Genomic DNA, 26015 nt, shown 5'->3' on the forward strand with positions numbered 1-26015 from the left:
TGGACATTCAATAGCACAATTAATGAATTGACATATACCTTGTGGTAAGTAAAGAATTAACACTTTGAGTTACAATAGAACTAGCGGCTAGAGAAAATTACATCAGCAATGATAAAAGCAGAACTCCAACTATCATTTTTTACAGGCGTCGCTCTATTTTTGTTATCTTGGGGTTTAACTTTACAGGTTGGTAGATTTGTCGGATGGAATCTTGTTTTTACAGGTAATGTTGCTTCAATATTTTCTTTTGGTGCAATATCGATCTATTTTTTACGATTCTATCGATTTCCAAGAAATACTCGCTTTGGAAAGTCATTACTAGCGGTTTTTCCGAAACCAATACTTTTACTAGCTTTAGCCCTTGCTGGCTTTCGCTTTTTTCACTTTTCTGAAAGCTCTGATGCTTTACAATACCTTATAGGCGCTGCACATCATTCAGGAAACTTTGCCTCAAAGCTGGGTTTTGATATGCCGGGCCATGTCGGAAGCAATATACTAAACCTTTATCACATCTCACAAGTACTAGAATATCTTGCAGGCTATCTCTCGTACCTTACTAGCTACCATATCGTAACTGTATACTTTCACTTTTTTCCAGCAGTTATAGTTTTTTTAGCAGTGTTGAGTCTGTGCACATTATTTTCAACAATTGGATGCTCTCAGCGAGCAGCAACGCTTTATACTGTTGTTGTCGTTTGTTTGTTATTATTTAATTTTGGAGATGGATATTTTGGTGAATGGGCTATACGACGAACTGAAACACCAAGGGCCTGCTTCAATGCTTTTATCTTAAATATAATTTTGAGCTTAGTTTTTTTTGAATACTGTTTCAAAAAACAATTGTCTATCAAGAAGTTATTAATCCTAAGCTCGGGATTCTGCATGACTTCCCAAACGCTGCCATTTTTACTTTTTGCTGCTACAATTCTTATTTGGACGGCCGTTGTTTTGCAAAATTCGATAATGAGCGGAGCGTTGAAGTTTGGCAATGTTAAATTATTTGTCCCTGTGCTGTTTCCGGCCTTTATGCTCATACTTATTAGTCATTATTTTAATCAAGGAGATATTTATGAGTACCAATTGGAGGGTTGGGAAATCCGTGAATTGCCAAATTATATGGATAATTTTGGTGCCCATTTGTCAAAGGTTTATGGTGAAAACAGGTTTCTTTTATACATTTTGGGCACAGGAATTTTTTTCCAAGCAATAATGATTTTAGGAGACATTATCTTTTCAAAAAAGAAAAATTTAGTTGGGTTATTTCTCTTTTTTTACGGTATTCTTTACGCTGCGTTATTTCTGAACCCTTACTCTTTCAATACAATTGATTTACTTTCCGCAAAGTCAGTGGTTTTTTTTCGGTTTTTCTATACTTTGTCGCCTCCTGTATATCTAATTTTAGCTATTGCAATTTATTCTCATTTTCTCCGCAGTTTAAAGTTTCATTCAGTTACTCTTGCTCTTAGTGTGGTGGCTTTTTCATTTTTTGGTTTGGAAAATTTTATTAAATTAGTGAAAACCAACCAATTTAAAAAGGCTGAATTTGAGCAAGCACCTATAATTAGTTATGATTTGATTGAAAAAAATGTTGGAGAACATATTGCGGGAAAGACCTTGCTAGCCTTTCGGCAAACAGCTTTTAGACACGGAGTTTACTCACCTAATCTGACCCTTTTGGTAAGCAAAAACCAGTTTCTTCCACTCTATAGAACGGTTGAAGAAGCTAGAGTGCTAGATGCCGCACAGTTTGCTTTGGGCGGTAGTTGGAAGGTAAATAAAACGCACATTGACTCATTGGAACAAGTTTTTAAATCGCATTACCCAGATATTGTTGTTGCAAAAAATCCAAAATCAGAATTTGTAGACGTAGTATCTTTCATTATGGATAGCGACTATAAATTGCTTTTGCAGGTCGCTGATCAGTTACTTTTCGTAAGAAATTGCTTAACTAGGGGACAGTCTGGACAATGTCCAACTTCATCGTCTTAATTGTTTGACAACAAAAGCTGTGGAACAGAATTGTTGATTTTAATAAGGAGGATTCCTGGTTCATCGTAACCTGTCTGGAGTGAAGATAAACAAGAGACCCGTTGGTAGCAAAGATGTTGGAGATAAATTTGTAAAGAACATTCATGGTAATATTGATTGGAAATAGACTGTCCAGGAAAAAAGCTCCTATTTTTTGCAGCTAAGGACCATTTTTTAAAAAGATACCTCGCTAATCTATTGATAATAAACAGCCTTAGTTAATTTAGGCTGAATCCTCGGTGCACCGAACTTTCAAGCTAACTTAATGAAATTCCCTCAAGTTTAGTCATTAAGGGAAGCCGTAGTATCACATATTTTAAAAGAATTTGTTTCTTAGGGAACATAACCGTCCGGTGAACCCGCTCTAGCGGTGCTTTAGAGTGTCGGATAATGTCCACCATTGTTAGTGGACATCTTGAGGTACTCTAAGGCTGGGAAAAAGGGCAGAAGAAGGGGCTTTGATTTGATGAAGAGAAGCGTTCGATTTGTGGGCAGGCGCTTTTGAAACCACAACGTAGGATCAACGTTTATCTGTAACTATTTCATTCGGTGATCCATACCTGCGCATAGCTTTTTTCATGAACTTTAGTGCCGTGTTCTTATCCCTCTTTTGGGTGACATAGCTTTCTAAGTTTTCGCCCTCGTGATCAACAACGGCGTGTCATAGGTAATATCGCTCTTCATTTATCTTTATAAAGACTTCATCAAGGTGCCACTTCCAGCGAATAGACTGCATGCCGAATGCCGTTCGGTTTTTGATCTCGCTTGCGAACTTAGGGCCAAACCGGTGCCACCAGATATTAATACAACATTCGGCTAAAAAAGAATTTATCAGCCTAAGTTATTTAATTTATTCCTTCTTAAAATTAGTAGTGCGATATTCCTACCAATTCGCAAAATTGGGTAAATCCACTTTGCCCTAGTCGGCGATCGGAAAACCCACGCATTGACCTTATTAAACAGATCGCTTTGTGAAGACATTAAAGAAAGTATATGCATACTTTCATCTCCATGAAAGTAAATATGATTGATTTTCAAAACTATTCCCGAATCCAGATCTAAAGGGATTCTTGATATTTCTTCGATTAAAGCACCGCCCTCTCTGGCGTTCAATAAATGAATGTTCGAAAAAGATTTTTGTAATTTTATCAACTTTATATAGGCGCTACAAAATGGGCAGTCGCCATCATATACTATCCAGAGTTCATTCACAGGATTTGTTGTATCAAACATCTGTGACCTCCACTTCTATTGATCCGCTAAGGACATTTTTTTCTTCAATCACCCCATTTATGACTGACAAACAAACAGAATCTACGTGGTAAGAGTACCTCACTATTTTTCGCTTATCCAGTTCAAAAAAATCATTAAATGACGCCAAATTTGACCACATGTGATGTGGGTATAGATCGTAGTTCCATATTCCATCTTCATTTATTTTTTCTAACACATAACGATGGTGATTTTTAATAAAATTATTCATTCGTTCTGTATTTTTTTTATTTGCTAGCTTAGACCTCTCAGAGGTTGGCAAAGTACAACTTTCGGCAAGAAGCATTGTATCTCGCTTTTGCGTATTAGCTAAGGTACTTGTTTCAAAATGACCTTCGAAAGGTCGTGCTATGCCTTGCTGTGCAGCCGTGAGTGAAAAGCTTCCGAAATAATTTGATGGTACTATAAAAGATGATCCATCAGCTGTATGAGCTTTAAAATGCGCTTTGTTGAATGCCCGAGTTTCAAACCAACCCAAGGTAGCAATAGAAAAAGCTAGTGGAGAAAAGACTACAAGCAAAGCGCCAATCAAAACCAAAGGAACACCTAACGCAGTAGTTTTTAAGTACCTAAGTCCCAGTATTATTGTGGTATTTAACCAAATCCATTTCCAAAAAAATATCCCTGATAGGAGGAAGATAATAACGTGTTGTAGATCATAGGCTATCGTAATCAGCTTTATCCAATTAATTTTGAATACGCAAAACACGCAAAGTAATTGCAAAATTACAGTAGTGAAATTAATGACGACTATATTGTTTTCCAAGAACGGATATATGTTTACAAAAAAATTTCCCCCGAACGTTATCGGTAATTGCCCCACTACGTGAGTCGTCACCGTCAAGAATTGCGTTTGGCTTTCAATGATCCAGCTGAACGGGTCATCACCCAACCTCAACTTTTTAATTCCTGAGTGCAGATAATTTCCCATGTGCGTGCATACCGCGAAATATGCAATTATATCCAATTTTGACAATTGGCATTGCCCAACTTTTTCTTCATCTGTTTTTTCAAAAAAACGTCCAAACAAATTTCTCTGGATTCCCTTTTTGAGCCTTAGAGCCAGTGCAACGAATTGAACAAATAGAAAGCCTGATACTAGCAACAAACCAAATTCTAAAATTGTAAGGTAGTCAGTAGTAGATAAGTGAACTCCTGACATGTTCCAAAGTTGGATTTTTTGCCAGTGAATTTGGCAAATAGGAACAAGCAATAATGTTGGGCGCCAAAAAGCTCCCAAGCACATAAAAACTGAAAGCGTGGGATATAGCTTAAAACTCAGCCAATTTCTTCCTTCTTGATTGACAATATCAGATGGTAGAGTTGGGTAAGCAGCCAATATATAAAACAAACATATCAAAACCATGGAGTAGAACAAAAACCTGAAGAATTTCGTGCTGGGTTGCAGTTTAAAATATGATCCCAAAAGTCCTACAACTACAGCATCAATCAAGTATGCATTGTTTAACAAAAAGTAATCGCGAAGAAAAATAAATGTTACCAAAGTGCCAAAAAGCAAGAAAATATGCCTACAGAAATCATTCAATAGGCCCCGCCTGTCTCTTTTTTCACCTAAAATTGATAACATTTGCTGATTAGTTCCTTTTTGACAAATTTGAACGTATTATTCATCCATCTAGAAATTAGTTTTTATCAGTTCCTAGCGCTGGTGAAATCCACAGGTTGATATAATTGAAAATCGCATTTCAAACTCCTTGCTTTCAAATCCTTAAACAAACCAACTTACTTTAAGGCCGCTAAAGACTGGATCAATTTAACATTTTGCTGTCCCCCAAAAGTGACCAACCTGTTAAAAGATATGCAAAAGACGAATACTCCTATCATGCTCCGTTCAATCTGATCCTAAGATAACTAAAGACGAGAATATTCAAAGGTAATTCTAAAATCCTTTCCTTTTCTAGTATAACAATAATTACAACCATATATAGTTCAAAGTAGATTATTAGTAGACAAAAATGAAAAATATCAGACAGAAAACAATACTACACAGCATTACTTGGGTGGTAATCTCGTGGACTTGGGCGATTAACAGCCACATCCACAAAGCTGACTTCAAAGCGTACTAAAGTGAATGGATGCAGCAGTAGAAAACCAGACTTGGCAAGTGAGTCACCGTGGACCACTTTTGGGACCACTTGGTCAATTTTTGCGGGAAAGTGTCAGGATTAGACTGCCGGGCGACTTAATTCACAGCCTCCTTCGCCAAGCATTCTAAATAATGCTGCTAGATCCAGAAATTCTACTGAAAAGTGGTGCATAAAATGGGGGATAGACAATTAATTGAAAAGGTTTGGACATCTTTCTAGTGGTGTGAAAGCGTGGCATGTAGGAGGACATGGCGCAGGGTCGCGCGCGTGTGTGGGATTAGAGGCTTAAAATTTAGTAAAATTAGGAACATAGCCCAATAAAAATATATAAAATGGATGATGGTCCAAGTAGTGCCATTGCGAGTTACCTTTTTCCAAACACAATATCGCAATTAATATGGTTAATTGCTCGTAGATTGAATTATGTGTCTGAAAGATAAAAGTCCACTATTTGTGGGGGCGAATGTGGGGGCTAGAAAATATTTAATTTTATAGGTTATTGAAAATAATAGATTTATTGTGTGATTATGGCGGAGGAGGTGGGATTCGAACCCACGGTAGACTTTCACCTACGTCGGTTTTCAAGACCGGTGCATTCAACCACTCTGCCACTCCTCCGACGCCGACCGTCTAACCGCTCATTAATGATTCTTAAAGAGCAAAGATCAGAAAGATTCTGAAAACATGGTCTGCTTGCGCTTTTCTTACAGAATTAAAATCGCTAAGCTCTGCGCTAAAGGCTTGGTGCATTGGATCATCGCGAATAAAAAGAAATGTACAAATCGCATGATTTAAAGAAGCATTGAAAAGGGCATAGGATGAACAGCGGGTTAAAGATAGCAGTTTTTCAATATGGCATGAATGCAAAGCGGCATGCCAAGCGCATGGCAACCGAACGGGCATCCCTTAGTGTAACTTTAGTATTGTCATTTGCATTTTTTTTAATGGGTTGCACGGCTGAAGAGAATCTTTCTCAAATTTCCTTGAGTGGTGAAGGTCTGGCTGCAGTTTCACCCTCTTCAAGCAAGGTGATTGAACGCGATATTGAGGCTCCAGAGGTTTTTCAATTGACAGGTTTGGGCGTTTGGGACGGGCGCCCCTCACTTGGTGGGGTTTGGGTTGCCCATCTATCAGCGCCATCAGCAGAAAGGGTGATTGTGCGCAACGGTAAGAGTGGTAAGTTTGTCATTGGTGCCTTGTTTCGCCGTAATGATGTAAAAGACGGCGTACCCTTTCAAATATCGGCAGCCGCAGCTCAAGCTTTTGGAGTTTCATCTGGTCAACAGATCAAACTCAATGTCACAGCACTGCGACCGCACAATGTAAAAGCCCATGGTTCCAGGAGTGGGCAAATTGCTCAAAATGATGTCATTGCAACTGCCGCTTTGGACAAGGCTGAGGTGACAGGTTCTGAGATGCGGCTCAGGAAGCCATTTATTCAGCTTGGCCTTTTTAATGTAGAGCAAAACGCCAAAAATACAGCCACTAAAATGCGTCAAGTGGGGATCGTTCCCTTGATCAAGGAACAATTCAAAGACAGCAAACCGTTTTGGCGTGTTGTTATTGGTCCCGCAAATTCGCTTGAAGAAAGGGAACTTTTGCTTAAAACGGTCAAGTCAGTAGGATTTCAGGATGCCTATGCTGTTACTCATTAGTCATTATCGTAGTTTCCTAGCTACAAGTATTGCTTCCTCTTTGTTGGCGCTGTGTTTGGCCGGCTCTGCAGCAGCAATTGAAACAAGAGCTAAAACTGCATTTATTATTGATTATTCCACTGGAATGGTTTTGCTGGAGAAAAATGCTGATCTACCCGTACCTCCCGCCTCAATGTCTAAACTGATGACGCTTTATGTGGCATTTGAATTTATTCGCTCTGGTAAATTGAGTCTGACAGAAACTCTCAGGGTCTCTCAACACGCAGCCAATTACGGCGGATCGACAATGTTCCTAGACACCTCTGACCGTGTTACGGTTGAAGATCTTTTACGCGGTATTATAGTTTTGTCTGGCAATGATGCCTGTGCAGTAATTGCAGAAGCTTTATCGCCTGACGGCACCGAAGCCGGCTTTGCACGAATAATGACCGAACGGGCAAAGCAAATTGGCCTTTTGAGTTCAAACTTTGAAAATTCAAATGGTTGGCCGGCGGAAGGCCATTTGATGAGTATGCATGATTTAGCCTTATTAGCTGGGCTATTAATTTCTGAATTTCCTGAGTTTTATCCCATGTTTTCTGAAGTCCAATTTGAATTTGATGGTCGTGCACCAGCCAATACAAGAAATCGTAACCCTTTGCTTGGATTGGGAATTGGCGCAGATGGGTTAAAAACTGGGCATACAAGCGAGGCTGGATATGGTTTGGTCGGTTCGGCAAAACAAGGAGACCGGCGGATTGTTTTTGCGCTCTCCGGTATGTCATCAGTTCAAGAGCGAGCTGAAGAAGCAGAGGCAGCGGTTAATTGGGCATTTCGCCAGTTCACGCAAAAAAAGTATGGCTCTGAAGGTAGTCGAATTGCCGAAGTTTCTCTTTGGAATGGCTCACACCGCAGTGTTGGAGTAGTTTTGGAACGCGACCTGGAGATTTTAGTCCCAGTGCTAGGCGATGAACAGGTTTTGTTTGAATTAGAATATAAAAAACCTTTCCCAGCGCCCGTTAAAAAAGGCCAGAAAATTGCCGTTTTGAAAGTCCAGCCTAAGGGGTTACCAGAAACAACGGTACCGCTTTTGGCAGAACAAGATATCCCAATAGGTGGTTTTTTTGCGCGCTTGTCGACAGCAGCTAAAACCTTGCTGCGCAGAGTTGGCGCCAAGCCAGAGGGCACGTTTTGACCTCGCAAGGCCTGTTCATCAGTTTCGAGGGCATTGACGGTTCGGGAAAATCGACTCAGACAAAAAGGTTGGCCAAACGACTGCAAAATGATGGGCATGAAGTTGTGTTAACCCGCGAGCCTGGCGGTTCTGTAGGAGCAGAAGAAATCCGAGCTTTGGTCCTACAAGGTGATCCTGATAGGTGGTCTGCTGAAACTGAGATATTGCTCTTTACGGCAGCTCGGCGAGATCATTTAGAGTGTAATATTCTCCCGGCACTTTCAGCAGGAAAGATTGTCATCTGTGACCGTTTTGCCGACTCAACTCGGATGTATCAAGGACTGAGCAGGGGTGATCTGAGGGAGCTTGTCGATCGCCTGCATGCGCTTATGATTCCACGTAATCCGGACATAACTCTGTTGATTGACATGGATCCTGAAATAGGATTGGCGCGAGCCAAAGCCAGAAAAACTAAAGAAGAGCGATTTGAGGATTTTGGTCTTCAACTTCAGCAAACCATGCGAATGGGTTTTCTGGCACTGGCAGAAGAATATTCTGACCGTTTTAGAGTTATAGACGGGCATGGAAGTGCAGACAATGTTGCGGCAGACATTTATGCACAAATAGCGGCATTGACCAGATGAGCAATCCAGAAACCGTTTTGCCGTCGGATCAAGTAGAGGGCGCGCCGCATCCTCGGGAAACCCAAAAACTGGTTGGACAAGAACGTGCCGAACAGCAGTTTCTTGAGGTTTTTGGAACAGGCCGCTTGCACCACAGTTGGATGATCAGCGGGCCGCGTGGAATTGGCAAAGCAACTTTGGCTTGGACACTGGCCAGATTTCTTCTGGCAACCCCGGATCCGAATCAAGGAGGCGGTCTATTTGGAAATACACATGTCAGCCCAAGGACACTTGATATTGCTCAGGATCATCCTGTGGCGCGCCGTGTGATAGCTGGTGCAGAGCCAGGGATATTTGCCCTGCACCGCAGTTATGATGAAAAGCGCAAACGGCATAAACAAGTGATCACAGTGGATGAGGTTCGTAAACTTAAATCCTTTTTTAGCCTGACCGCCACGGATGGGGGGCGCCGGATTGCTATTGTTGATTCTGCCGACGAGTTGAACACCAATGCCGCAAACGCGCTGTTAAAAATTCTGGAGGAGCCTCCAGAAAATGCATTACTTTTGCTGATAAGTCATCAGCCCTCTCGGCTGTTGCCAACAGTAAGATCAAGATGCCGCGAACTGCGTTTGGCGCAACTGTCCCCAGACAGCGTGGCCCGAGCGGTGCAGCAGGCTGGTATTGAGATTCCCAAGCAGCAACAACAGGCTCTCGCATCACTAGCTTCGGGTTCGACGGGTGAAGCGATACGGCTTCTTCAGCTTGGTGGTCTTGATGTTTATCAATCACTCATTGACGTTATCACTAGTCTTCCAAAACTTGATCAAGACCGTGCCATGGTGATTTCTGATCAATATGCAGGAAAAGGAAATTCGGAAGAATATGAACTTTTTTTAAGCCTATGTGAGCTGATGCTGGTGCGGTTATCTCGCTTTGGTGCCCTGCATAAAGAAGCGCAAGCAGAGGCAGCAAAGGGTGAGCTGGAAGTGTTTTCTAAGCTCTGTCCGACGCCGCTTGCCGCCAAGCGCTGGGCGCAAGTGGCCCAAATAATTTCAGAAAGATTAAGACATGGACGTTCAGTGAATATTGACCCCGCGGCTTTGATCCTAGATATGTTCTTCAAAATAGAAGAATGCGCGTTACGCCTACACGCTTGCTAAAAGGCCCCTGTATGACTTCCCCTGCTCTAATAACCGACAGCCACTGTCATTTAGATTTTTCTGAATTTGATCAAGAACTTGAGGTTTTGATTGAACGTGCGAAAGGGGCTGGTGTGCACCGAATGGTGACGATATGCACGCGTCTGGGTAACGAACCGGACGTTCGGGCTATTGCCGAGCGCTTTTCTGAAGTGTTTTACGGTGCTGGTATTCACCCAATGAGTGTATCAGAGGAACCGCTTGCCACTGTTGAGCAATTACTCGCGATTGCTGCGCATCCTAAATGCGTTGGGATTGGCGAAACTGGTCTCGATTATCATTACACAGCAGACAGTGCCAAAATTCAAAAAACCTCGCTTCGGATCCATATTGAGGCTGCTCAAAGATCTGGTTTGCCATTGATTATTCATTCGCGTGCCGCAGATAGTGACATGGCAGATATCCTAATCACGGAGTATAGAAATGCCCCATTTTCTTGTGTTATGCATTGTTTCTCGTCGGGCGCTAGTTTGGCCCAAACAGCTTTGGACTTAGGGTTTTATTTATCGATGTCGGGCATTGTTGCTTTTCCTAAAAGCCAAGATTTAAGGGATATTTTTGCTGCTGCGCCCATTGATCGTATCTTGGTTGAAACTGATAGCCCTTATTTAGCTCCACCACCGCATCGGGGCAAGCGTAACGAGCCGGCCTATTCAGCGCTAACAGCTCAGAAAGGGGCTGAGATTTTTGGTCTTGAGTATCTAGACTTCGCCGCTCAGTTGGAACAAAATTTTGAACGCCTGTTTTTCAAAACCTGCGCAAAAACGTTGGTGGTTTGATGGTACAGCTTCGATTTACAATATTGGGGTGTGGCTCTTCAGGCGGGGTTCCCCGCCTTGGCGGTCAGTGGGGAGAATGCAATCCTCAAAATCCCAAAAATTTCCGTCGTCGCTGTTCTTTATTAATAGAACGTGAAAACTTAGATGGTATTACTCGCGTCTTAATTGATACATCGCCTGATATGCGCGCGCAGTTGCTTGATGCAGGGGTTGGGCAACTGGACGCAGTTGTTTACACCCATTCGCATGCAGATCACGTGCACGGTCTTGATGATTTACGAATGATTGTTTTCAATATGAGGCGGAGGCTACCTGTTTGGGCAGATCAGGTCACCTGTAGCAATTTAATGGCGCGTTTTGAGTATGCCTTTGTGCAGCCTGAAGGTTCGCCCTATCCTCCAATATTAGAGCTCAATAGAATTTCTAATAAGATTAACGTGGTTGGGGCAGGAGGGTCCATCACGCTTGCTCCGTTCGAAGTTGAGCATGGTGCCATAAAAGCTCTGGGTTTTCGTGTAGGTCCAGTTGCCTATTTGCCTGATGTTTCGGCAATGACTGAAGAGTCTTGGCAGGCTGTGAAAGGCTCTGATTGTTGGATTTTGGACGCTTTGCGTCGTACTCCGCACCCGAGTCACACGCATCTTAGTCAGAGCTTGGAGTGGATAGAACAGGCCGGGGTAAAGTCGGCGGTACTTACAAATATGCACATAGATCTTGACTATGATACTCTATGCAATGAATTGCCTGAGCATATTCAGCCGGCATATGATGGCAGGACCTTGCATTTTGACACTTAGCTAAGATCGGTATTAAGTATGCAAGCATTATTGGATGTCATTGTACCGGTTTTTGTGGTCATTGGGTTTGGTTATCTTGCTGTTTGGCGAGGATTTTTTTCCAACAGCGATGTTGAGGGACTTATGAAATTCACGCAAAATTTCGCAATCCCCTGTCTTTTGTTTAATGCCATCGCAGAGATCGACTTGCAAAGCACCTTTCAAGTGGATTTGCTCGCGGCGTTTTATAGTGGAGCAACGATTAGCTTTTTCGCAGGTATTTTAGGTGCGCGTTTTCTGTTTGCGCGCGATTGGGAGGACTGCGTAGCAATCGGGTTTTGCTGTTTATTTTCCAACTCGCTTTTGTTGGGGTTGGCGATTACCGAACGGGCTTACGGACCCGAAGTATTAGCGAAAAATTTTGTTATTGTCGCGTTACATGCTCCGTTCTGCTATGGACTAGGCATTTTTGCGATGGAGATCGCACGTAATAGAAGTCAGCCACTAGGTATCATATTGAAAAACGTGGCAATTGCCATGTTTAAGAATGCGTTAGTGCTTGGCATTATTGCTGGATTTGTGCTCAATTTTTATAATTTAAGTTTGCCTAAACCTATAAATGACGCTCTCGATATGATTGTCATGGTGGCTCTTCCGACAGCACTTTTTGGTATGGGCGGCGTTCTTTATCACTATCGACCGGCAGGTGATATTGGTCCGATCATCATGGTCGGCATCATTTCATTATTGATGCACCCTTTATTAGTTTGGATCTTCGGGCGTGCTGTGGTGCTGGATCAAAATGCCTTTCGCTCTGCTGTGGTAACAAGCGCCATGGCACCGGGCATAAATGGCTTTGTTTTTGCCAATATGTATGGACGCGGCCGCCGGGTAGCTGCTTCTGCTGTCCTAATCTGCACTGCTGCTTCAATTTTAACCGTTTGGGGGTGGATTACGCTGTTAAGATAGGCTGTTTCACAGACGGTGTGGGATAAAGGTCAGGCTCTACTATTGCCGTTTTGATTGACAAGCTAGGTGGGTCTAAGGTACCGGACATGTATGGCACCTGTGCATATCGACTCGAATTATTATGTTTCGCCGCAAATTTCGGTAGATGATGTTAATCTGCTTGCCAAGGCCGGATTTGTTAAAATTATTTGCAACCGTCCCGATGGCGAAGTTTCACAAGATTTAAAGGCCGAAGTAATTGGTGCTGCTGCCAGAGCAGCCGGTCTTACTTTTGATGTATTGCCTTTGACCCATCAAACAATGCATGCGAAAAACATCAAAGCCCAGCTTGACCTTGTATCAGATGTAAAAGGAGCAGTGTTGGCTTATTGCGCGACCGGAACACGCTGTACCGTTGTTTGGGCCTTATCGCAGTCTGGGCGCCGTGGTGCTGATGAAATTCTAAAGATTACCAAACAGGCTGGTTATAATTTAGAAGGCCTTCGGCCGCACTTAGTATAAAACTATCTGCCGCTAATCATAAGCAATTTCTACATTGGGTGTTTCTGCCCTTTCAATATGTTCATCACCTAAGAGTGCATCGGTTTTTGGAAGGTCGCTTTTGCAACTGTTATTTGGTATTTTGGATTCAAGCATGTTGGTTTCTCCTTTATGGTTATTAACGGACTTTAGGTCTGAATTAGGCTTGGCCAAATTAAGATTTGTCGATGCATCAGTGATATCTACCTGAACAGCTCGGAATTGCCCAAGCCTTCCCAATTTTGCAGAAATAAACTCTGAACTATGAGTTGCCTTCAAGTGAATATTTTCCAACGCTGTATCTGGTAAAAATAAATGTTTGCCAACTTTTAGTTGCGATAGCTCTGACCAAGCAAAACGAAAACAATGAAGTTCGGCATTGAGCTGTGTGGGCAGAGAAAGAAATACTTGCTGGCTAGCATCTCTTTTTTGTGTAGCAACTGCCGCTCTGTCAAAATGATTTTGCTCTATTGTAGGAAATGCAATTAAAATTTTAGCTGGATTGCGGCTGTCTCCCATGGCCAAGTCCATATGATAGGTAATGAATTGCTCCGATTGCATGGCAAGAGAAACCCGATGCGCATCTGTGAACATTTGTGAAAAGCGATATTGAGTTGGCTGACCAAGGCCAAAATCGGTTTGGCCAATATCTTGTAATTTTTGCATGGTCTGTTCAATCAAAGGCGCTATCAGGGCAGCATCGGTTAAGGTGGCTGTTCTGCTTTGGCTAAGTTCAGGTAAGATGCAGCCCAGAGTTTGAAACGTAACTAAGTTGCTGAGCGCTGCCCGATCTAATGCGACAAAGCCCGAATCTTTGGCTGAGCTTTCAAGCAATCCAAGCATCAAAAATGGCTCGGTTATTTTTGCAATTCTAGATACTGGTTCATAGCAGATACGATGGTCTGAAATCTGTAACTTCAAACCAAATAATTGCAACGCGGATTGCGACAGTGCTTTGTGCAGGCTTTTTTCAAACACCTTATCAGCGGGGGATACTTGTGGCTGAGAAGGTGAAATTTTTTGCCGAAGAACTGCTAAAGTGTTTTCTGATCCCATTTCTGACATTTTTTTGTCTAAGTAAGGTGCGCCCACTATGCATACGAAATCTTTCATTTTAGTTTATTTTTCATGACGATCACTTTTTCATGAGCTTCTAAAATCTGACGGGGCAATCGCTGAAAAAATGCCAAAAAGGCTGTTTACTTGTTACGTTGAAGGATAGCTCTATAAAAAAAGCGCCCTCCTAGGAACCTTGCGCGAGGAAGTGCTGGACAATGTTGTTCTAGGCGTCGACTATATTGCTATCTTTGATAAGATCACAAACACTAAGATTTTCCGGTTCTAGCAGTGCCAAGGGAAGGCTTTCCTTACTGACCGACAAAGGGGCGATAAAAAAATGACTATAAAAAACTTTCCTCCAAGTAGCGAATTTGCCGCAAATGCGCATGTAGACTCGGATCGTTATGACGCGATGTATGCCGCCTCTAGAGCCGATCCAGAGGCCTTCTGGGCAGAACATGGTAAACGCATTGATTGGATGAAACCATTTAGCAAAGTTAAGAACGTCTCTTACGCCCATCCCAATATTTCGATTAAATGGTTCGAAGATGGAACTTTGAATGTTTCATCCAATTGTATTGACCGGCATTTGGCTGCACGGCGCCGCCAAACTGCAATTATCTGGGAAGGCGACAATCCTGAGGAAAGCAAGCACATCTCATATGGTGAACTGCATGAGCAAGTCTGCAAGCTAGCCAATGTTTACAAATCACTGGGCGTCGAGAAGGGTGATCGAGTTGTTCTCTACATGCCAATGATCCCTGAAGCAGCCTATGCCATGCTTGCCTGCAATCGGATTGGAGCGGTACATTCTATTGTCTTTGCAGGTTTTTCGCCAGAGGCTCTGGCCAGCCGTGTTGATGATTGTGGCGCGGCCTTGCTTGTGACGGCAGATGAAGCTCCGCGGGGAGGCAAAAACACCCCGCTTAAAGCGAATGTCGACAAAGCCCTTGAGATATGCGGCGATGTGCAGGTTTTAATGGTTGAACGAACCGGTGGTGCAGTTCGAATGGTTTCAAACCGAGACCATTCCTACAAAAATCTTATGAGCAAAGCTTCCTCTGAATGTATACCTGAGGAAATGAGCGCCGAAGATCCTCTCTTTATCCTTTATACATCAGGGTCTACGGGCAAGCCAAAGGGTGTGTTACATACTTCGGGCGGCTACCTCGTTTGGGCAGCGATGACTCATGAGTTGGTATTCGATTATCATGAAGGTGATATTTATTGGTGTACAGCTGATGTTGGTTGGGTCACTGGGCATAGTTACATTGTCTATGGACCACTGGCGAATGGTGCGACCACCTTGATGTTCGAGGGCGTGCCAACTTATCCCGATGCCAGCCGATTTTGGCAGGTGTGTGACAAACATCAGGTTAATCAATTTTATACAGCGCCGACTGCCATTCGTGCTTTGATGGGCTTGGGCAATACTTTTGTTGAAAAATGTAGCCTCAGCAGCCTTAAAGTATTGGGGACGGTTGGTGAGCCGATAAATCCTGAAGCTTGGAATTGGTATAATGAGGTTGTCGGAAAGGGACGGAGTCCAATTGTAGACACATGGTGGCAAACCGAAACAGGCGGCCATATGATTACCCCGCTTCCTGGTGCAACTGCTACCAAACCGGGGTCGGCAACGCGGCCATTTTTTGGAATTGAACCGGTTATACTAGACCCAACCACTGGAGCAGAGGTGAACAGTACCGAAGCCGAAGGTGTGCTTTGTATTAAGGACAGTTGGCCGGGACAAATGCGGACGGTTTATGGGGATCATGACCGTTTTGTGCAAACCTATTTCAGTGATTACAAAGGGTATTATTTTACTGGAGATGGATGCCGCCGAGATGCGGATGGGTATTATTGGATCACTGGCCGTGTAGATGACGTTCTGAATGTCTCAGGCCACCGGATGGGTACTGCAGAGGTGGAAAGCGCATTGGTTGCCCATGAAAAAGTTTCCGAGGCAGCGGTGGTTGGCTATCCGCATGATATAAAAGGGCAGGGGATTTATTGCTATGTGACTTTGATGTCCGGTGAAGCCCCAAGCGACGAGTTGCGAACTGAATTGCGCAATTGGGTCCGTAAAGAGATTGGCCCGATTGCATCGCCCGACCTTATCCAATGGGCACCAGGTTTGCCGAAAACCCGTTCTGGTAAAATTATGCGTCGTATCCTCCGAAAAATTGCTGAGGATGATTTCGGTAGCCTTGGGGACACCTCAACATTGGCTGATCCTGCAGTAGTAGATGATCTGATTAAAAATCGGATGAACCGCGGTTAAGGTGAATAATTAAAATTAACATGGCCATTTCCCAGGGACGGGAAATTTACTTGCAATCAACAAAATGCCCAAGCCTAACTAGGGCTTTTTAAACTGTTAGTTACTGATCACAAAATTAGTGACCCAAAAAATAGAAATATATTTTCTGACAGTCTGAGATGGATTAACGAGTAGAATTACTTCTTAGGAAGGTCAATGAAGTTAGCTTTGCGTTTTTCTTTCTGAGCTATCATCGCTTCTTGCACTTCTTCAATCTTAAAGTGCCCTGCATTCCATAAGGCTACATAATCGAGCGTATCCAAGGTGGAATGATCGCGCGAAAAGTTGATCATTTTCTTGCAACCATGTACTGCCATAGGCGCTTTACTTGCAATTTCGTTCGCGGTTGAGAACACTTTGTTTAACATTTGATCATGCGTGTCAAAAACTTCGTTTACTAATCCAAAGCCCTTTGCATCCTCTGCACTGATCTGCTTTCCAGTGTACGCCATTTCTTTGACAAAACCCTCTGGGATTAATTTGGCTAATCTTGGAAACGTTCCAACATCTGCTGTCAGCGCTAAATTAGTTTCAAAAAGTGTGAAAAATGCATCCTTGGTGCAATATCGAAGATCGCAAGCTGTAATGAGATCAAGGCCACCGCCTATACAGCCGCCTTGGATAGCTGCGATGATAGGCAGCCTGCAAGCCTCTAAGACAGAAAAGGTTATTTGAAGCCGTTTAACTTCATTATAGAAAATTGATTGAGCCTGAATATTGCGCTCATATTCTGTGAGAGCATCAGAATTTGTTAAGCCATAAAAAAGAGAAATATCTATTCCAGACGTGAAGTGTGGTCCAGTTGAAGAAATAACTATGACCCGTGCTTTAGCGTTGTTGTCAATATCGCTGATGAGTTCTGGGAGCTCATCCCAAAACTCCTTAATCATAGAATTGCGTTTTTCAGGTCTTTTCATGACAACATGGGCCACCTGATCCTTTACTATTAAGTCGAAACATTTCATAATTTTGCTCTATCTTTTTTCTCTTAGGCTTTTGGGTTCGATTATCATTATCTGATGCTCAGTAGGATACAATAATCATTCAAATGTTTGTTTTCATTCCCTAGCGTAATTTAATTGAATTCCAGACCTTACAACTGGACCGATTCTAACCTTTGGTAGTCGGTCATAAAATTCTATTTTTACTATGCTTTTTGATAAGGGGTTTTAAAGGTCATATAACCTGTGCAAAGTGGGTTTGTATATGAGCTTGGCTTTGATGGGAGAACCAAAATGATACCAGAGGTATTTCAAGTTGGTGGTAAATTTTGGCGTGGTAATTTGCATACGCACTCAAATAGGTCTGATGGCTTATTAGACCCAAGTGAAGTTTGCCGTAGATATCAAGCTGAAGGATATGACTTTCTAGCCCTGACTGACCATTTTGTGGGTCTATTTGATTATCCAATTACCGATACATTGCCATATAGAAATAACGGCTTCACAACAATTCTAGGGGCTGAATTACATTCTGGGGCAATGCAGAACGGTGAGCTTTGGCATGTTCTAGCTGTTGGTTTGCCATCTGACTTTGCTCGATCCAACTCACCGCATTTTTTGCCAATTGAGGATCAGGAAACTGCTCAAGAAATAGCAAAACGAGCAAGAGATGCCGGCGCATTTGTGGCTATTGCGCATCCACAATGGTCTGGTATGACACTAGCAGACGCAAGAACAATCGGCTCTGCCCATGCTGTTGAAATTTATAATCATGGATGCGCTGTTGCCTGCGACCGACCTGATGGAACCGCCATACTTGATCTGTTGCTCACAGAGGGCCGTCAGTTAACGGCAATTGCCACGGATGATGCCCATTTTACAGAGCCAGATCATTTTGGCGGATGGGTCATGGTAAAAGCCAAAGAAAATTCACCTGATGCTTTGTTACAAGCTCTCAAAAACGGCCACTTTTATTCTTCTGAAGGGCCAGAGCTTCATCACATAGAGCTTGACAAAAACCAAATTTCCATCAGTTCAAGCGCCGTGAGCACAGTAATTATACAAGCCAAGGGCAGCGCTACAGTAGCATTGCATGGTGCGTCTATGACACAAGCAAAAATCAAGCTTGGTCGAGTTTCTCAAAGTGATTGGTTAAGGGTTACTGTTAAGGATTCTGCTGGCCGCAGAGCGTGGTCTAACCCAATTTGGAGAAAATAATTAAGCGACGTTTTCCAAGGTTGCTGCTGGAAAAATGCCAAGAGAAAAACAGATATCTCGTGTCAATTCTGGTCGATTCAATGTATAAAAATGCATTGCGTCAACGCCTCCTTCAATAAGGTCGCTGCACAATTCAGAACATACTGCAGTGGCCAATAAATCGTTACGCCCGTCGCGTTCAGCTTTCGTGAAGGCGTCATCCAACCAAACTGGTATATTTGCATGGCATTTCTGTGCAAATTTTCTTGTACCTGCCCAATTTTCAATTGGAAGTATGCCGGGAATAATCGGTGCTTGAATGCCTGCTTTGACGCAGGCATCGCGAAATCTAAAGAAATCGTCAGCTTCAAAAAAGAACTGTGTAATCGCTTCTTTTGCTCCTGCATCAAATTTGCGCTTTAGCCACAAAATATCCTGTTCTGAACTTGATGCTTCTGGATGTTTGTGGGGATATGCCCCAACTCTGATAAAAAATTTCTCAGTGTCGGCCAGAGCGTGAATCAGCTCACAAGTATTTTTGAAGCCATCGTGATGGGGTTTGAAAGCTGAACTGCCTTTTGGTGGGTCGCCACGCAAAGCCACGAGTTCCGTAACGCCATCTGCAGCAAATTGATCCGCAATCTGTAAAGTTCTCTTTCTACTTACATTCACACAAGTTAAATGCGCAGCAACATTTAGGTCGGTTGATCCACGCAAGGCTTTGATGGCTTGGTGTGTCAATTCCCGAGTTGTTCCGCCTGCGCCATAGGTCACTGACACGAAGCGTGGGGAAAATGGTGCTAAGATTTGAATGGTATCCTTAAGCTTAAATGATGCCTCAATCGTATGTGGGGGGAAAAATTCAAAAGATATTTGGGGTTGTTGCATATTTTTGTCCATCCTTACTTGCCTATACTATGCAACTTTGTGTAGCATGAATCAAATTCATATAACTAAAGAAGGTTATGAGTTTGATATGAGGATGCACATTGAGTTTCGCCATTTAAGAACAGTTAAGGCAATTCATGAAGCGGGTGGGGTTGCGCGCGCTGCGGCGCAACTAAATATTACGCAATCCGCCCTAAGCCACCAGATAAAAGGTCTTGAGCAACAAGCAGGTATTGAGTTGTTTGTAAGACGATCTAAACCTATGCGTCTTTCGGCAGCTGGTTTAAGATTGTTGCGATTGGCCGAAAAAGTTTTGCCCGAAATTGACTTGTTGCAAAATGAGTTTGATGGTTTGCGAGAGGGTGTTTCCGGCCGATTACACATCGCAATCGAATGTCATGCTTGTTTTGAATGGTTATTTCCGGTTCTCGAAAAGTTTCGCAAATCGTGGCCTGATGTTGACGTGGATATTCGCTTAGGTCTTGCTTTTGACGCTCTTCCAGCACTTCAAAAAGAAGAAGTTGATCTTGTGATTTCATCTGATCCCGAACAAATGCCGGGTATCGAATTCACGCCATTATTTGACTATGCCCCTGTATTCGTTGCTTCGAGCAATCATAATCTAGCGAAAAAAAAGTTTATTGACGCTGAGGATTTTAAAAATGAGACGCTAATCACATATCCCGTTGAGCGATCAAGACTGGATGTTTTTAGTCAGTTGCTTTTGCCTGCAAAAGTAGAACCACTCGCAATTCGGCAAGTCGAGTTGACAGCTGTAATTTTGCTACTTGTGGCGTCTAACCGAGGGGTCACGGTTTTACCAGATTGGGTGGTTAGAGAAGTAAAATACAGCTCGGATTATGTGACGCGCCCGTTGACGACAAATGGTTTGACAAGGGGGCTTTTTGCAGCAACCCGACAAGAAGATTTGTCAAAACCATTTATGACCGGCTTGATTAAAATGGCCGGTGAAGAAGCCAAAGAGCTTCAAAATGTTTGACACGGTAAAACCGGTCAAGTGCACAAGTGGGTGAAAAAGTTCACTCTAGAAGCTTTATGTCACCTGCCATTTGCCGCCCATCGCGACCATCTTCCAATTCAAAGCTGACATTTTGGTTATCTGCTAAGCCCGTTAAACCAGATTTTTCAACCGCAGATATATGAACAAATACATCTTTTCCGCCGCCTTCCGGTGCGATAAAGCCGTATCCTTTGGTGGTATTAAACCACTTCACGGTGCCATTGGGCATGTTCCGTGTCTCCTCTTTATTCGCCTTTCTCGTCCCCAAATCTTTGGGTTGTCTGCGATAGTTGCTTAGGTTGTTGTGGTCGGCAAATACCAATCACAGGCCATGAGCAGTACAAACATGCACCAAGGATCGCCTAGCCGGTAAAAAAATCAAGTAAAACCAGCCAAAAATAACCAGTCCTTTTGGGTTGTGGAGTGCTCAAAGGGGTTAACTGCAGCCCATTAGCCTAAAAATTATCCGTCAAATGTCTAATTTTCATAGCGAAATACAGGCGTAGTTCGTGCACTTAAGGACCGAAGTGTCCAGCTTTAAGGCCAAAATAGACGAATAAACTTCTGTGATTTGGCTCCAGGTGGGGCAATAATTAACTCAAGAGATCGGGCGGTGTTGCCTCTAGCGACAACTGTTGCACTATCTCCGCGAATTCACTCAGGCTGGTTTTGTTTTCGCCTAAGCGTCGTACAGAAACGGTTTTTTGTTCGACTTCACGTTTACCACACGCCAAAATAACTGGAACTTTACCTAAAGAATGCTCACGAACTTTATAATTAATTTTCTCGTTGCGCAGGTCCGCCTCTGCTCTTATTCCTTCTGATTTCAAGGCTTGTACTACTTGTTTGCAATAGTCATTGGCATCAGAAACAATTGCTGCGACAACAACTTGTCTTGGGGCGAGCCAAAACGGTAGTTTGCCAGTAAAATTTTCGATCAAAATACCGATAAACCGCTCGAATGATCCAAGACAGGCACGATGCAACATGACGGGACGGTGTTTTTCACCATCCTGGCCTATGTAGTTAGCATCGAGCCTTTCTGGTAGAACAAAATCCACTTGCAGAGTTCCACATTGCCATTCGCGGCCAATTGCATCTGTGAGATGAAATTCCAGTTTTGGTCCGTAAAAAGCGCCTTCGCCGGGATTGAGCGTAAATTCACATCCCGCCGCATGCGTTGCGTTTCTCAGTGCATTTTCTGCTTTGTCCCAAATTTCATCGCTACCTGCCCGTTTTTCAGGCCGATCTGAAAACTTGATTGAAAACTCTGTAAAACCCAAATCTGTGTAAACATTCGACAAGAACGCGATAAACTTCTTTGTCTCAGATTCGATTTGATCTGGTCGGCAAAAGATATGCGCATCATCTTGCGTGAAACCGCGCACTCGCATTATTCCGTGCAGTGCTCCAGAAGGTTCATATCGGTTACAGCTGCCAAATTCGGCCATTCTCAAAGGCAGTTCACGATATGATTTCAGGCCCTGATTATAGATTTGAACATGGCCGGGGCAGTTCATCGGCTTCAATGCATTGACCGATTTTTCCCTTGCGTGGTCTTCATCAACTTCAACAATGAACATGTGGTCTTGGTATTTATCCCAATGGCCAGATGCTTCCCAGAGCTTTCTGTCGATAACTTGAGGAGTGTTCACCTCGACATAGCCATCGCGCTCTTGCTGGCGGCGCATATAGTCTTGCAAAGTCGTGTAGACGCGCCAACCGTTGGGGTGCCAGAAAATCTGACCGGGGGCTTCGGGTTGCATATGGAAAAGATCCATTTCGCGGCCCAGTTTGCGATGATCGCGCTTGGCGGCTTCTTCCAGCATATGCAAATGTGATTTCAAGGCCTCTTTGTTTAAAAACGCCACCCCGTAAATGCGTTGCAGCATAGCGCGTTCGCTGTCGCCACGCCAATATGCGCCTGCCACTGACATGAGCCTGAAAGCATCTGCAGGCACTTGACCGGTATGCTGCAAATGTGGGCCTCGGCAGAGGTCCTGCCATTCCCCGTGCCAGTACATGCGTAAAGGTTCATCCCCTGGGATCGCCTCAATAAGCTCGACCTTATAAGGCTCGTTATTCTGTCGATAATAGGCTACCGCCTTGTCGCGCGCCCAAATCTCGGTACGCACTGGATCGCGTCGGTTAATAATGGCCTTCATTTGTTTTTCAATCAGGCCAAGGTCTTCTGGCGTGAACGGCTCATCTCGATCAAAGTCGTAATACCATCCATTCTCGATCACGGGACCGATAGTGACTTTCACATCCGGCCAGATTTCTTGCACAGCGCGGGCCATAATATGTGCCAAATCATGCCGCACCAATTCAAGCGCGGGTTCGGCATCTTTCATTGTATTGATTGCAATACTGCTGTCTGCTTCTATCGGCCATTGCAGATCCCAATGGGCGCCATTGACTGCTGCGCTAATTGCTTTTTTTCCTAAAGAGCTGGAAATATCTGCGGCCACGTCAAACGGTGTTACACCTTTGGCAAAGTTTTTTTTGTTTCCGTCAGGGAAAGTTAAAGTAATTTGGGACATCTGGTCCTCCTCGTCGTTTTGGCGCCAACTGCGCGCCCGGTTGCGGGTATATGTGTGGTGGCCTTTTCGCTTGCGTAGATAATTTCGTCAAGCGAATTTTTGCTCTTTGCGGCCAACAATTATTTTGACCTCAGAGCGGGTTGAGCTTATTGCAACGCAATCGAAACTTGCCGACAGTTTTGTACAAGCTCGTCGAAATGCAGGAGGGTTCAAATGTGATCCTTACACTTATTATTTTTCTGGCCGTTTTACTGCTTTGGGTTTTTGGATCAAGAGAACCGGCAGACCTGAAATGGAGATTTGATGAGAATTCTTTGGGTTCTGACTTGGATAGTTATCTAAAAACCGCCGAATCTAAGCTGCCGGATATGGTGCCCGGAACAGAGAGACGCATTATTTGGCATGGAAAAGCGCATCAAAAGACGCCGGTTTCAATTGTTTATCTGCATGGTTTTTCCGCAAGCTCGGAAGAAATCAGACCAGTGCCTGATCAAATAGCCCAATCACTTGGCGCAAATTTATATTTTGCCCGGCTGACAGGTCATGGCCGGTCAGGGGCCGCGATGGCCGAAGCAAAGGTTGCAGCTTGGATGCGCGATACAGCCGAGGCCTTAGCGATTGCAAGGCGCATTGGAGAGCGCGTTATAGTATTATCTACATCTACTGGCGGCACACTTTCTGCTGCCGCTGCATGTGATCCTTCGTTGTCGCAAAATGTGGCGGGTATGGTGTTTGTTTCGCCAAATTTTGGCGTTAATAATGCGGCCGCCAGATTATTGACCTGGCCATTTGCGCGTATCTGGATACCTCTTTTGGTCGGTCGAGAGCGGCATGTTGAAGCGCTTAACCCTGAACATGGTAAATACTGGACAAATGTTTACCCAATCGTGGCAACATTGCCGATGGCAGCATTGGTTCGAAAAGTTATTGGCAAGAATTTTGGTGCTGTCAGCGTACCAGCATTGTTTATCATGTCAGAAAAAGATCAAGTTGTACGCCCGGATATGATTGAGAAAATTGCTAAGATTTGGGGTGGTGAAAAACAAGTGCTTAAAGTGATCCCGGGCGCAAATGATGATGCAGAAGCGCACGTATTGGCAGGGGATATTTTTTCTCCAGATTTAACCCAACAGGTGGTTGAAAAAATTCTTGATTGGTTCAAATCAATAAAATAAAATCTGGAGATTATAGTTTTATTATTGATATAACAGACAGAATTTTTTGACTTAAACAGTGAAATTTAGGGCTTTAGAAAATGATACAGCACTGTGTATTTTTGAACTTGAAAAAAGATGTTATTTTAGGAGATGTTGTGGAGGTTATGGCTAAGATATCAAGTCTTGTGGATAGGATTGAAGGATTCCAAGATTTTAAGTTTGGTCAAAATGTCGATTTTGAAAACAAATCTTCAGAATTTGACTATGGGTTTGTGGCAACTTTTGCAGATCAAACAGCCTTGCAAAGATATGCAAATGATCCTCAGCATTTGGCGTTGGGAGGCCAACTGGTGGAAATGTGTTTCACTGGCCATAACGGCATTATTGTCTTTGATTTGTCGGTCTGATCCAAACGGTCAATGCAAGTGGAAAAAGAACCCGTCAACCTAGACACCACTTTAAATGAATAAATAGATTTACATCTTCAAAGATTTACAAAGCCAATTTTGGTATTTTTTGAGGCTGAAAGAGTTAAAAATTTAGCTAAATCAATTAAATTTTTTTGGTTCTTTTTAGAGTATTTTGTTAGCTGTTAAGCTCCTTCAATCCATAATTGATAAACTTGATTTGCAAAATTGCAGGCTGGATTTTCTCGCCTCAAGGACTGCACCAGAGTATTGTTTGTCAATAATATGTATTGAGGAATTCCTCTATGAAAATTTGTAAAATTGCTGTGTTGCAATGCTTTTTACTGGTTGTTGGATGTGGAGGCAGTGGTAGTGATTTGAATACTCTGTCAAATGCGCAGCCGCAAAATGGAGGGGGCTCCGAGGTCAGCCCACCGGGCGGCTTTCGCTTGGTGGAAACACTTGTTGATGGCCAAAGCGCGGTGCGCTTTTTCGTCCCGAGCGAGCCTGCTGTGTACACTGGAATCGTCGAAGATCAAACAATTGCAAGCGAGCTCTACAATGGCAGCTTGCATGATATAAAAGATACAAAGTCATCCAAAGTTGGCGATCGATTTTTTGTAGAAAGAGAAGCTTTATCTTCTCAAGGAAAAGATGTTTTAATTAACATCTCTGGGCTTGATCTCAGCGCGGATGGTTCGGAATATGCATCACGGCTTTACATCGAAATTGAGGGTGGCCACAAAGGCTATCTTATTTCTGGAACTCCGGTCGAGGTTTTGCCCAAAGCCCAAGTGACCTATAGCGGATTTATAGAGATCATTGTTGTTGATGGCGCAACCACGCGACAAGAGGGTAATTTCGAGTTGGATATCGATTTCAATAAATCAGTACCAAGTGGAGTGCTCAGCGCTAGCACTCAAGACTACGCTTTTGCAGCCAGTGATATCCAAGTTGATCCAAAGACGGCTGAATTTACTGCTGGCTCTGCGGTTATTGGTCCAAAAGGCCATGAAGTGGCGGGGGCTATCTACGGTACTTTTGCAGGTACAGAGGGCCAAGGTGCAGCAGGGGTCATTGCCTCCACGGGCAATGCAGCGGTGGGCTATTTAGGAACGTTCATCGGAAAACGCTGATCAGCAGCCTCATGCGCTTCGTAAGCTTTCCGTTTGGTTACAAGTGGAGCCGTTTTTAAGGTTCATATTTGGCGCAATTCAAGGGTCTGTATCACGTCAGTACCGCGTTGGTATCGCGGCGGTCAGAAAATGAACCCAGTGATTGAGTTGAATTGTATCATTTATGAGAGAAAAGCAGAGGACCGTACTGCAAAAGTTTTCGCATGTTGATGGCCTTACAATCTGATACCATCAGGTCAGTGCCACGGGCGAGTCGCAAATT

22 protein-coding genes, 1 tRNA gene and 1 pseudogene are annotated in these 26015 nt (G+C 43.4%); 15 read left to right on the plus strand and 9 right to left on the minus strand.

Going from position 1 to position 26015, the window contains the following annotated elements:
- Positions 1–108 precede the first annotated feature (108 nt).
- Positions 109–1989, plus strand: coding sequence for a hypothetical protein (locus GN278_06510; GenBank protein ID XAT60500.1), 1881 nt, complete (start codon positions 109–111; stop codon positions 1987–1989).
- 559 nt (positions 1990–2548) lie between these two features.
- Here GN278_06510 and GN278_06515 read toward each other — a convergent pair.
- The 4 genes and pseudogenes from GN278_06515 to GN278_06530 form a co-directional block, all read right to left on the minus strand.
- Positions 2549–2683, minus strand: a pseudogene (locus GN278_06515) (DDE-type integrase/transposase/recombinase).
- Between the two features lie 176 nt (positions 2684–2859).
- Complete coding sequence (locus GN278_06520) at positions 2860–3261, minus strand: DUF393 domain-containing protein (protein ID XAT60501.1); 402 nt, start codon at positions 3259–3261, stop codon at positions 2860–2862.
- A complete protein-coding gene (locus tag GN278_06525; protein XAT60502.1) occupies positions 3254–4888 on the minus strand; it encodes a hypothetical protein in 1635 nt (544 codons plus the stop codon). Before GN278_06525 ends, GN278_06520 begins: the two co-directional genes overlap by 8 nt.
- A gap of 1048 nt (positions 4889–5936) precedes the next feature.
- Positions 5937–6026: transfer RNA gene (locus GN278_06530), tRNA-Ser, on the minus strand.
- Positions 6027–6226: 200 nt separating this feature from the next.
- Between GN278_06530 and GN278_06535 the strand changes: the two genes are divergently transcribed.
- The 8 genes from GN278_06535 (at position 6227) to GN278_06570 (ending at position 13066) form a co-directional block, all read left to right on the plus strand.
- On the plus strand, positions 6227–7063 hold the full coding sequence (locus tag GN278_06535; GenBank protein XAT60503.1) for an SPOR domain-containing protein: 837 nt from the start codon (positions 6227–6229) through the stop codon (positions 7061–7063).
- The gene (locus tag GN278_06540) at positions 7047–8237 is read left to right on the plus strand and encodes a D-alanyl-D-alanine carboxypeptidase (protein ID XAT62574.1); all 1191 of its coding nucleotides are present in this window, start codon (positions 7047–7049) and stop codon (positions 8235–8237) included. The genes GN278_06535 and GN278_06540 overlap by 17 nt, the downstream gene beginning before the upstream one ends.
- The gene (gene tmk, locus GN278_06545; GenBank protein XAT60504.1) at positions 8234–8860 is read left to right on the plus strand and encodes a dTMP kinase; all 627 of its coding nucleotides are present in this window, start codon (positions 8234–8236) and stop codon (positions 8858–8860) included. The genes GN278_06540 and tmk overlap by 4 nt, the downstream gene beginning before the upstream one ends.
- Positions 8857–10002, plus strand: a complete 1146-nt coding sequence (locus GN278_06550) for a DNA polymerase III subunit delta' (protein XAT60505.1) — start codon at positions 8857–8859, stop codon at positions 10000–10002. Before tmk ends, GN278_06550 begins: the two co-directional genes overlap by 4 nt.
- Positions 10003–10013: 11 nt before the next feature.
- Entirely contained in the window at positions 10014–10820 is an 807-nt protein-coding gene (locus GN278_06555; protein XAT60506.1) for a YchF/TatD family DNA exonuclease, read from the plus strand.
- Positions 10820–11617 (plus strand): MBL fold metallo-hydrolase, encoded by a 798-nt coding sequence (locus tag GN278_06560; GenBank protein XAT60507.1) that lies wholly within the window; start codon positions 10820–10822, stop codon positions 11615–11617. The genes GN278_06555 and GN278_06560 overlap by 1 nt, the downstream gene beginning before the upstream one ends.
- 18 nt (positions 11618–11635) lie before the next feature.
- Positions 11636–12565: an AEC family transporter gene (locus tag GN278_06565; GenBank protein XAT60508.1), complete on the plus strand. Its 930-nt coding sequence runs from the start codon at positions 11636–11638 to the stop codon at positions 12563–12565.
- A 90-nt stretch (positions 12566–12655) separates the two neighbouring features.
- A complete protein-coding gene (locus GN278_06570; protein XAT60509.1) occupies positions 12656–13066 on the plus strand; it encodes a TIGR01244 family phosphatase in 411 nt (136 codons plus the stop codon).
- 12 nt (positions 13067–13078) lie between these two features.
- On the opposite strand, the gene GN278_06575 is transcribed toward GN278_06570, so the two are convergent.
- The gene (locus GN278_06575) at positions 13079–14197 is read right to left on the minus strand and encodes a hypothetical protein (protein ID XAT60510.1); all 1119 of its coding nucleotides are present in this window, start codon (positions 14195–14197) and stop codon (positions 13079–13081) included.
- Between the two features lie 283 nt (positions 14198–14480).
- Between GN278_06575 and acs the strand changes: the two genes are divergently transcribed.
- A complete protein-coding gene (gene acs, locus GN278_06580; protein ID XAT60511.1) occupies positions 14481–16424 on the plus strand; it encodes an acetate--CoA ligase in 1944 nt (647 codons plus the stop codon).
- Between the two features lie 176 nt (positions 16425–16600).
- Here the strand turns inward: acs and GN278_06585 are convergent, their stop codons facing one another.
- Complete coding sequence (locus GN278_06585; GenBank protein XAT60512.1) at positions 16601–17428, minus strand: enoyl-CoA hydratase; 828 nt, start codon at positions 17426–17428, stop codon at positions 16601–16603.
- Positions 17429–17698: 270 nt separating this feature from the next.
- On the opposite strand from GN278_06585, the gene GN278_06590 reads away from it, so the two are divergent.
- Positions 17699–18622, plus strand: coding sequence for a phosphotransferase (locus GN278_06590; protein XAT60513.1), 924 nt, complete (start codon positions 17699–17701; stop codon positions 18620–18622).
- Here the strand turns inward: GN278_06590 and metF are convergent, their stop codons facing one another.
- Complete coding sequence (gene metF / locus GN278_06595; GenBank protein XAT62575.1) at positions 18623–19489, minus strand: methylenetetrahydrofolate reductase [NAD(P)H]; 867 nt, start codon at positions 19487–19489, stop codon at positions 18623–18625.
- A gap of 94 nt (positions 19490–19583) precedes the next feature.
- Here metF and GN278_06600 point away from each other — a divergent pair, with 94 nt between their 5' ends.
- The gene (locus GN278_06600; GenBank protein XAT62576.1) at positions 19584–20489 is read left to right on the plus strand and encodes a LysR family transcriptional regulator; all 906 of its coding nucleotides are present in this window, start codon (positions 19584–19586) and stop codon (positions 20487–20489) included.
- Positions 20490–20529: 40 nt separating this feature from the next.
- On the opposite strand, the gene GN278_06605 is transcribed toward GN278_06600, so the two are convergent.
- Entirely contained in the window at positions 20530–20739 is a 210-nt protein-coding gene (locus GN278_06605; protein ID XAT60514.1) for a cold-shock protein, read from the minus strand.
- Between the two features lie 364 nt (positions 20740–21103).
- Entirely contained in the window at positions 21104–23053 is a 1950-nt protein-coding gene (gene thrS, locus GN278_06610) for a threonine--tRNA ligase (protein XAT60515.1), read from the minus strand.
- 197 nt (positions 23054–23250) lie between these two features.
- Here thrS and GN278_06615 point away from each other — a divergent pair, with 197 nt between their 5' ends.
- The 3 genes from GN278_06615 (at position 23251) to GN278_06625 (ending at position 25753) form a co-directional block, all read left to right on the plus strand.
- Positions 23251–24228, plus strand: coding sequence for an alpha/beta fold hydrolase (locus GN278_06615; GenBank protein ID XAT60516.1), 978 nt, complete (start codon positions 23251–23253; stop codon positions 24226–24228).
- Positions 24229–24308: 80 nt separating this feature from the next.
- A complete protein-coding gene (locus GN278_06620) occupies positions 24309–24617 on the plus strand; it encodes a Dabb family protein (GenBank protein XAT60517.1) in 309 nt (102 codons plus the stop codon).
- 305 nt (positions 24618–24922) lie between these two features.
- Positions 24923–25753 carry a hypothetical protein gene (locus GN278_06625; protein XAT60518.1) on the plus strand — a complete coding sequence of 277 codons (831 nt, stop codon included), beginning with the start codon at positions 24923–24925 and terminating at the stop codon, positions 25751–25753.
- The last annotated feature ends 262 nt before the right edge of the window (positions 25754–26015 follow it).

This window comes from Rhodobacteraceae bacterium Araon29, assembly GCA_039640505.1.
Lineage (GTDB): Bacteria > Pseudomonadota > Alphaproteobacteria > Rhodobacterales > Rhodobacteraceae > CABZJG01.

What these genes read in the sequence shown, in the direction of transcription:
- GN278_06510 (XAT60500.1), top strand. Translation starts at nt 109, where the DNA reads ATGATAAAAGCAGAACTCCAACTATCATTTTTTACAGGCGTCGCTCTA.
- GN278_06520 (XAT60501.1), bottom strand. Translation starts at nt 3,261, where the DNA reads ATGTTTGATACAACAAATCCTGTGAATGAACTCTGGATAGTATATGAT.
- GN278_06525 (XAT60502.1), bottom strand. Translation starts at nt 4,888, where the DNA reads ATGTTATCAATTTTAGGTGAAAAAAGAGACAGGCGGGGCCTATTGAAT.
- GN278_06535 (XAT60503.1), top strand. Translation starts at nt 6,227, where the DNA reads ATGAACAGCGGGTTAAAGATAGCAGTTTTTCAATATGGCATGAATGCA.
- GN278_06540 (XAT62574.1), top strand. Translation starts at nt 7,047, where the DNA reads ATGCTGTTACTCATTAGTCATTATCGTAGTTTCCTAGCTACAAGTATT.
- GN278_06550 (XAT60505.1), top strand. Translation starts at nt 8,857, where the DNA reads ATGAGCAATCCAGAAACCGTTTTGCCGTCGGATCAAGTAGAGGGCGCG.
- GN278_06555 (XAT60506.1), top strand. Translation starts at nt 10,014, where the DNA reads ATGACTTCCCCTGCTCTAATAACCGACAGCCACTGTCATTTAGATTTT.
- GN278_06560 (XAT60507.1), top strand. Translation starts at nt 10,820, where the DNA reads ATGGTACAGCTTCGATTTACAATATTGGGGTGTGGCTCTTCAGGCGGG.
- GN278_06565 (XAT60508.1), top strand. Translation starts at nt 11,636, where the DNA reads ATGCAAGCATTATTGGATGTCATTGTACCGGTTTTTGTGGTCATTGGG.
- GN278_06570 (XAT60509.1), top strand. Translation starts at nt 12,656, where the DNA reads ATGGCACCTGTGCATATCGACTCGAATTATTATGTTTCGCCGCAAATT.
- GN278_06575 (XAT60510.1), bottom strand. Translation starts at nt 14,197, where the DNA reads ATGAAAGATTTCGTATGCATAGTGGGCGCACCTTACTTAGACAAAAAA.
- acs (XAT60511.1), top strand. Translation starts at nt 14,481, where the DNA reads ATGACTATAAAAAACTTTCCTCCAAGTAGCGAATTTGCCGCAAATGCG.
- GN278_06585 (XAT60512.1), bottom strand. Translation starts at nt 17,428, where the DNA reads ATGAAATGTTTCGACTTAATAGTAAAGGATCAGGTGGCCCATGTTGTC.
- GN278_06590 (XAT60513.1), top strand. Translation starts at nt 17,699, where the DNA reads ATGATACCAGAGGTATTTCAAGTTGGTGGTAAATTTTGGCGTGGTAAT.
- metF (XAT62575.1), bottom strand. Translation starts at nt 19,489, where the DNA reads ATGCAACAACCCCAAATATCTTTTGAATTTTTCCCCCCACATACGATT.
- GN278_06600 (XAT62576.1), top strand. Translation starts at nt 19,584, where the DNA reads ATGCACATTGAGTTTCGCCATTTAAGAACAGTTAAGGCAATTCATGAA.
- GN278_06605 (XAT60514.1), bottom strand. Translation starts at nt 20,739, where the DNA reads ATGCCCAATGGCACCGTGAAGTGGTTTAATACCACCAAAGGATACGGC.
- thrS (XAT60515.1), bottom strand. Translation starts at nt 23,053, where the DNA reads ATGTCCCAAATTACTTTAACTTTCCCTGACGGAAACAAAAAAAACTTT.
- GN278_06615 (XAT60516.1), top strand. Translation starts at nt 23,251, where the DNA reads ATGCAGGAGGGTTCAAATGTGATCCTTACACTTATTATTTTTCTGGCC.
- GN278_06620 (XAT60517.1), top strand. Translation starts at nt 24,309, where the DNA reads ATGATACAGCACTGTGTATTTTTGAACTTGAAAAAAGATGTTATTTTA.
- GN278_06625 (XAT60518.1), top strand. Translation starts at nt 24,923, where the DNA reads ATGAAAATTTGTAAAATTGCTGTGTTGCAATGCTTTTTACTGGTTGTT.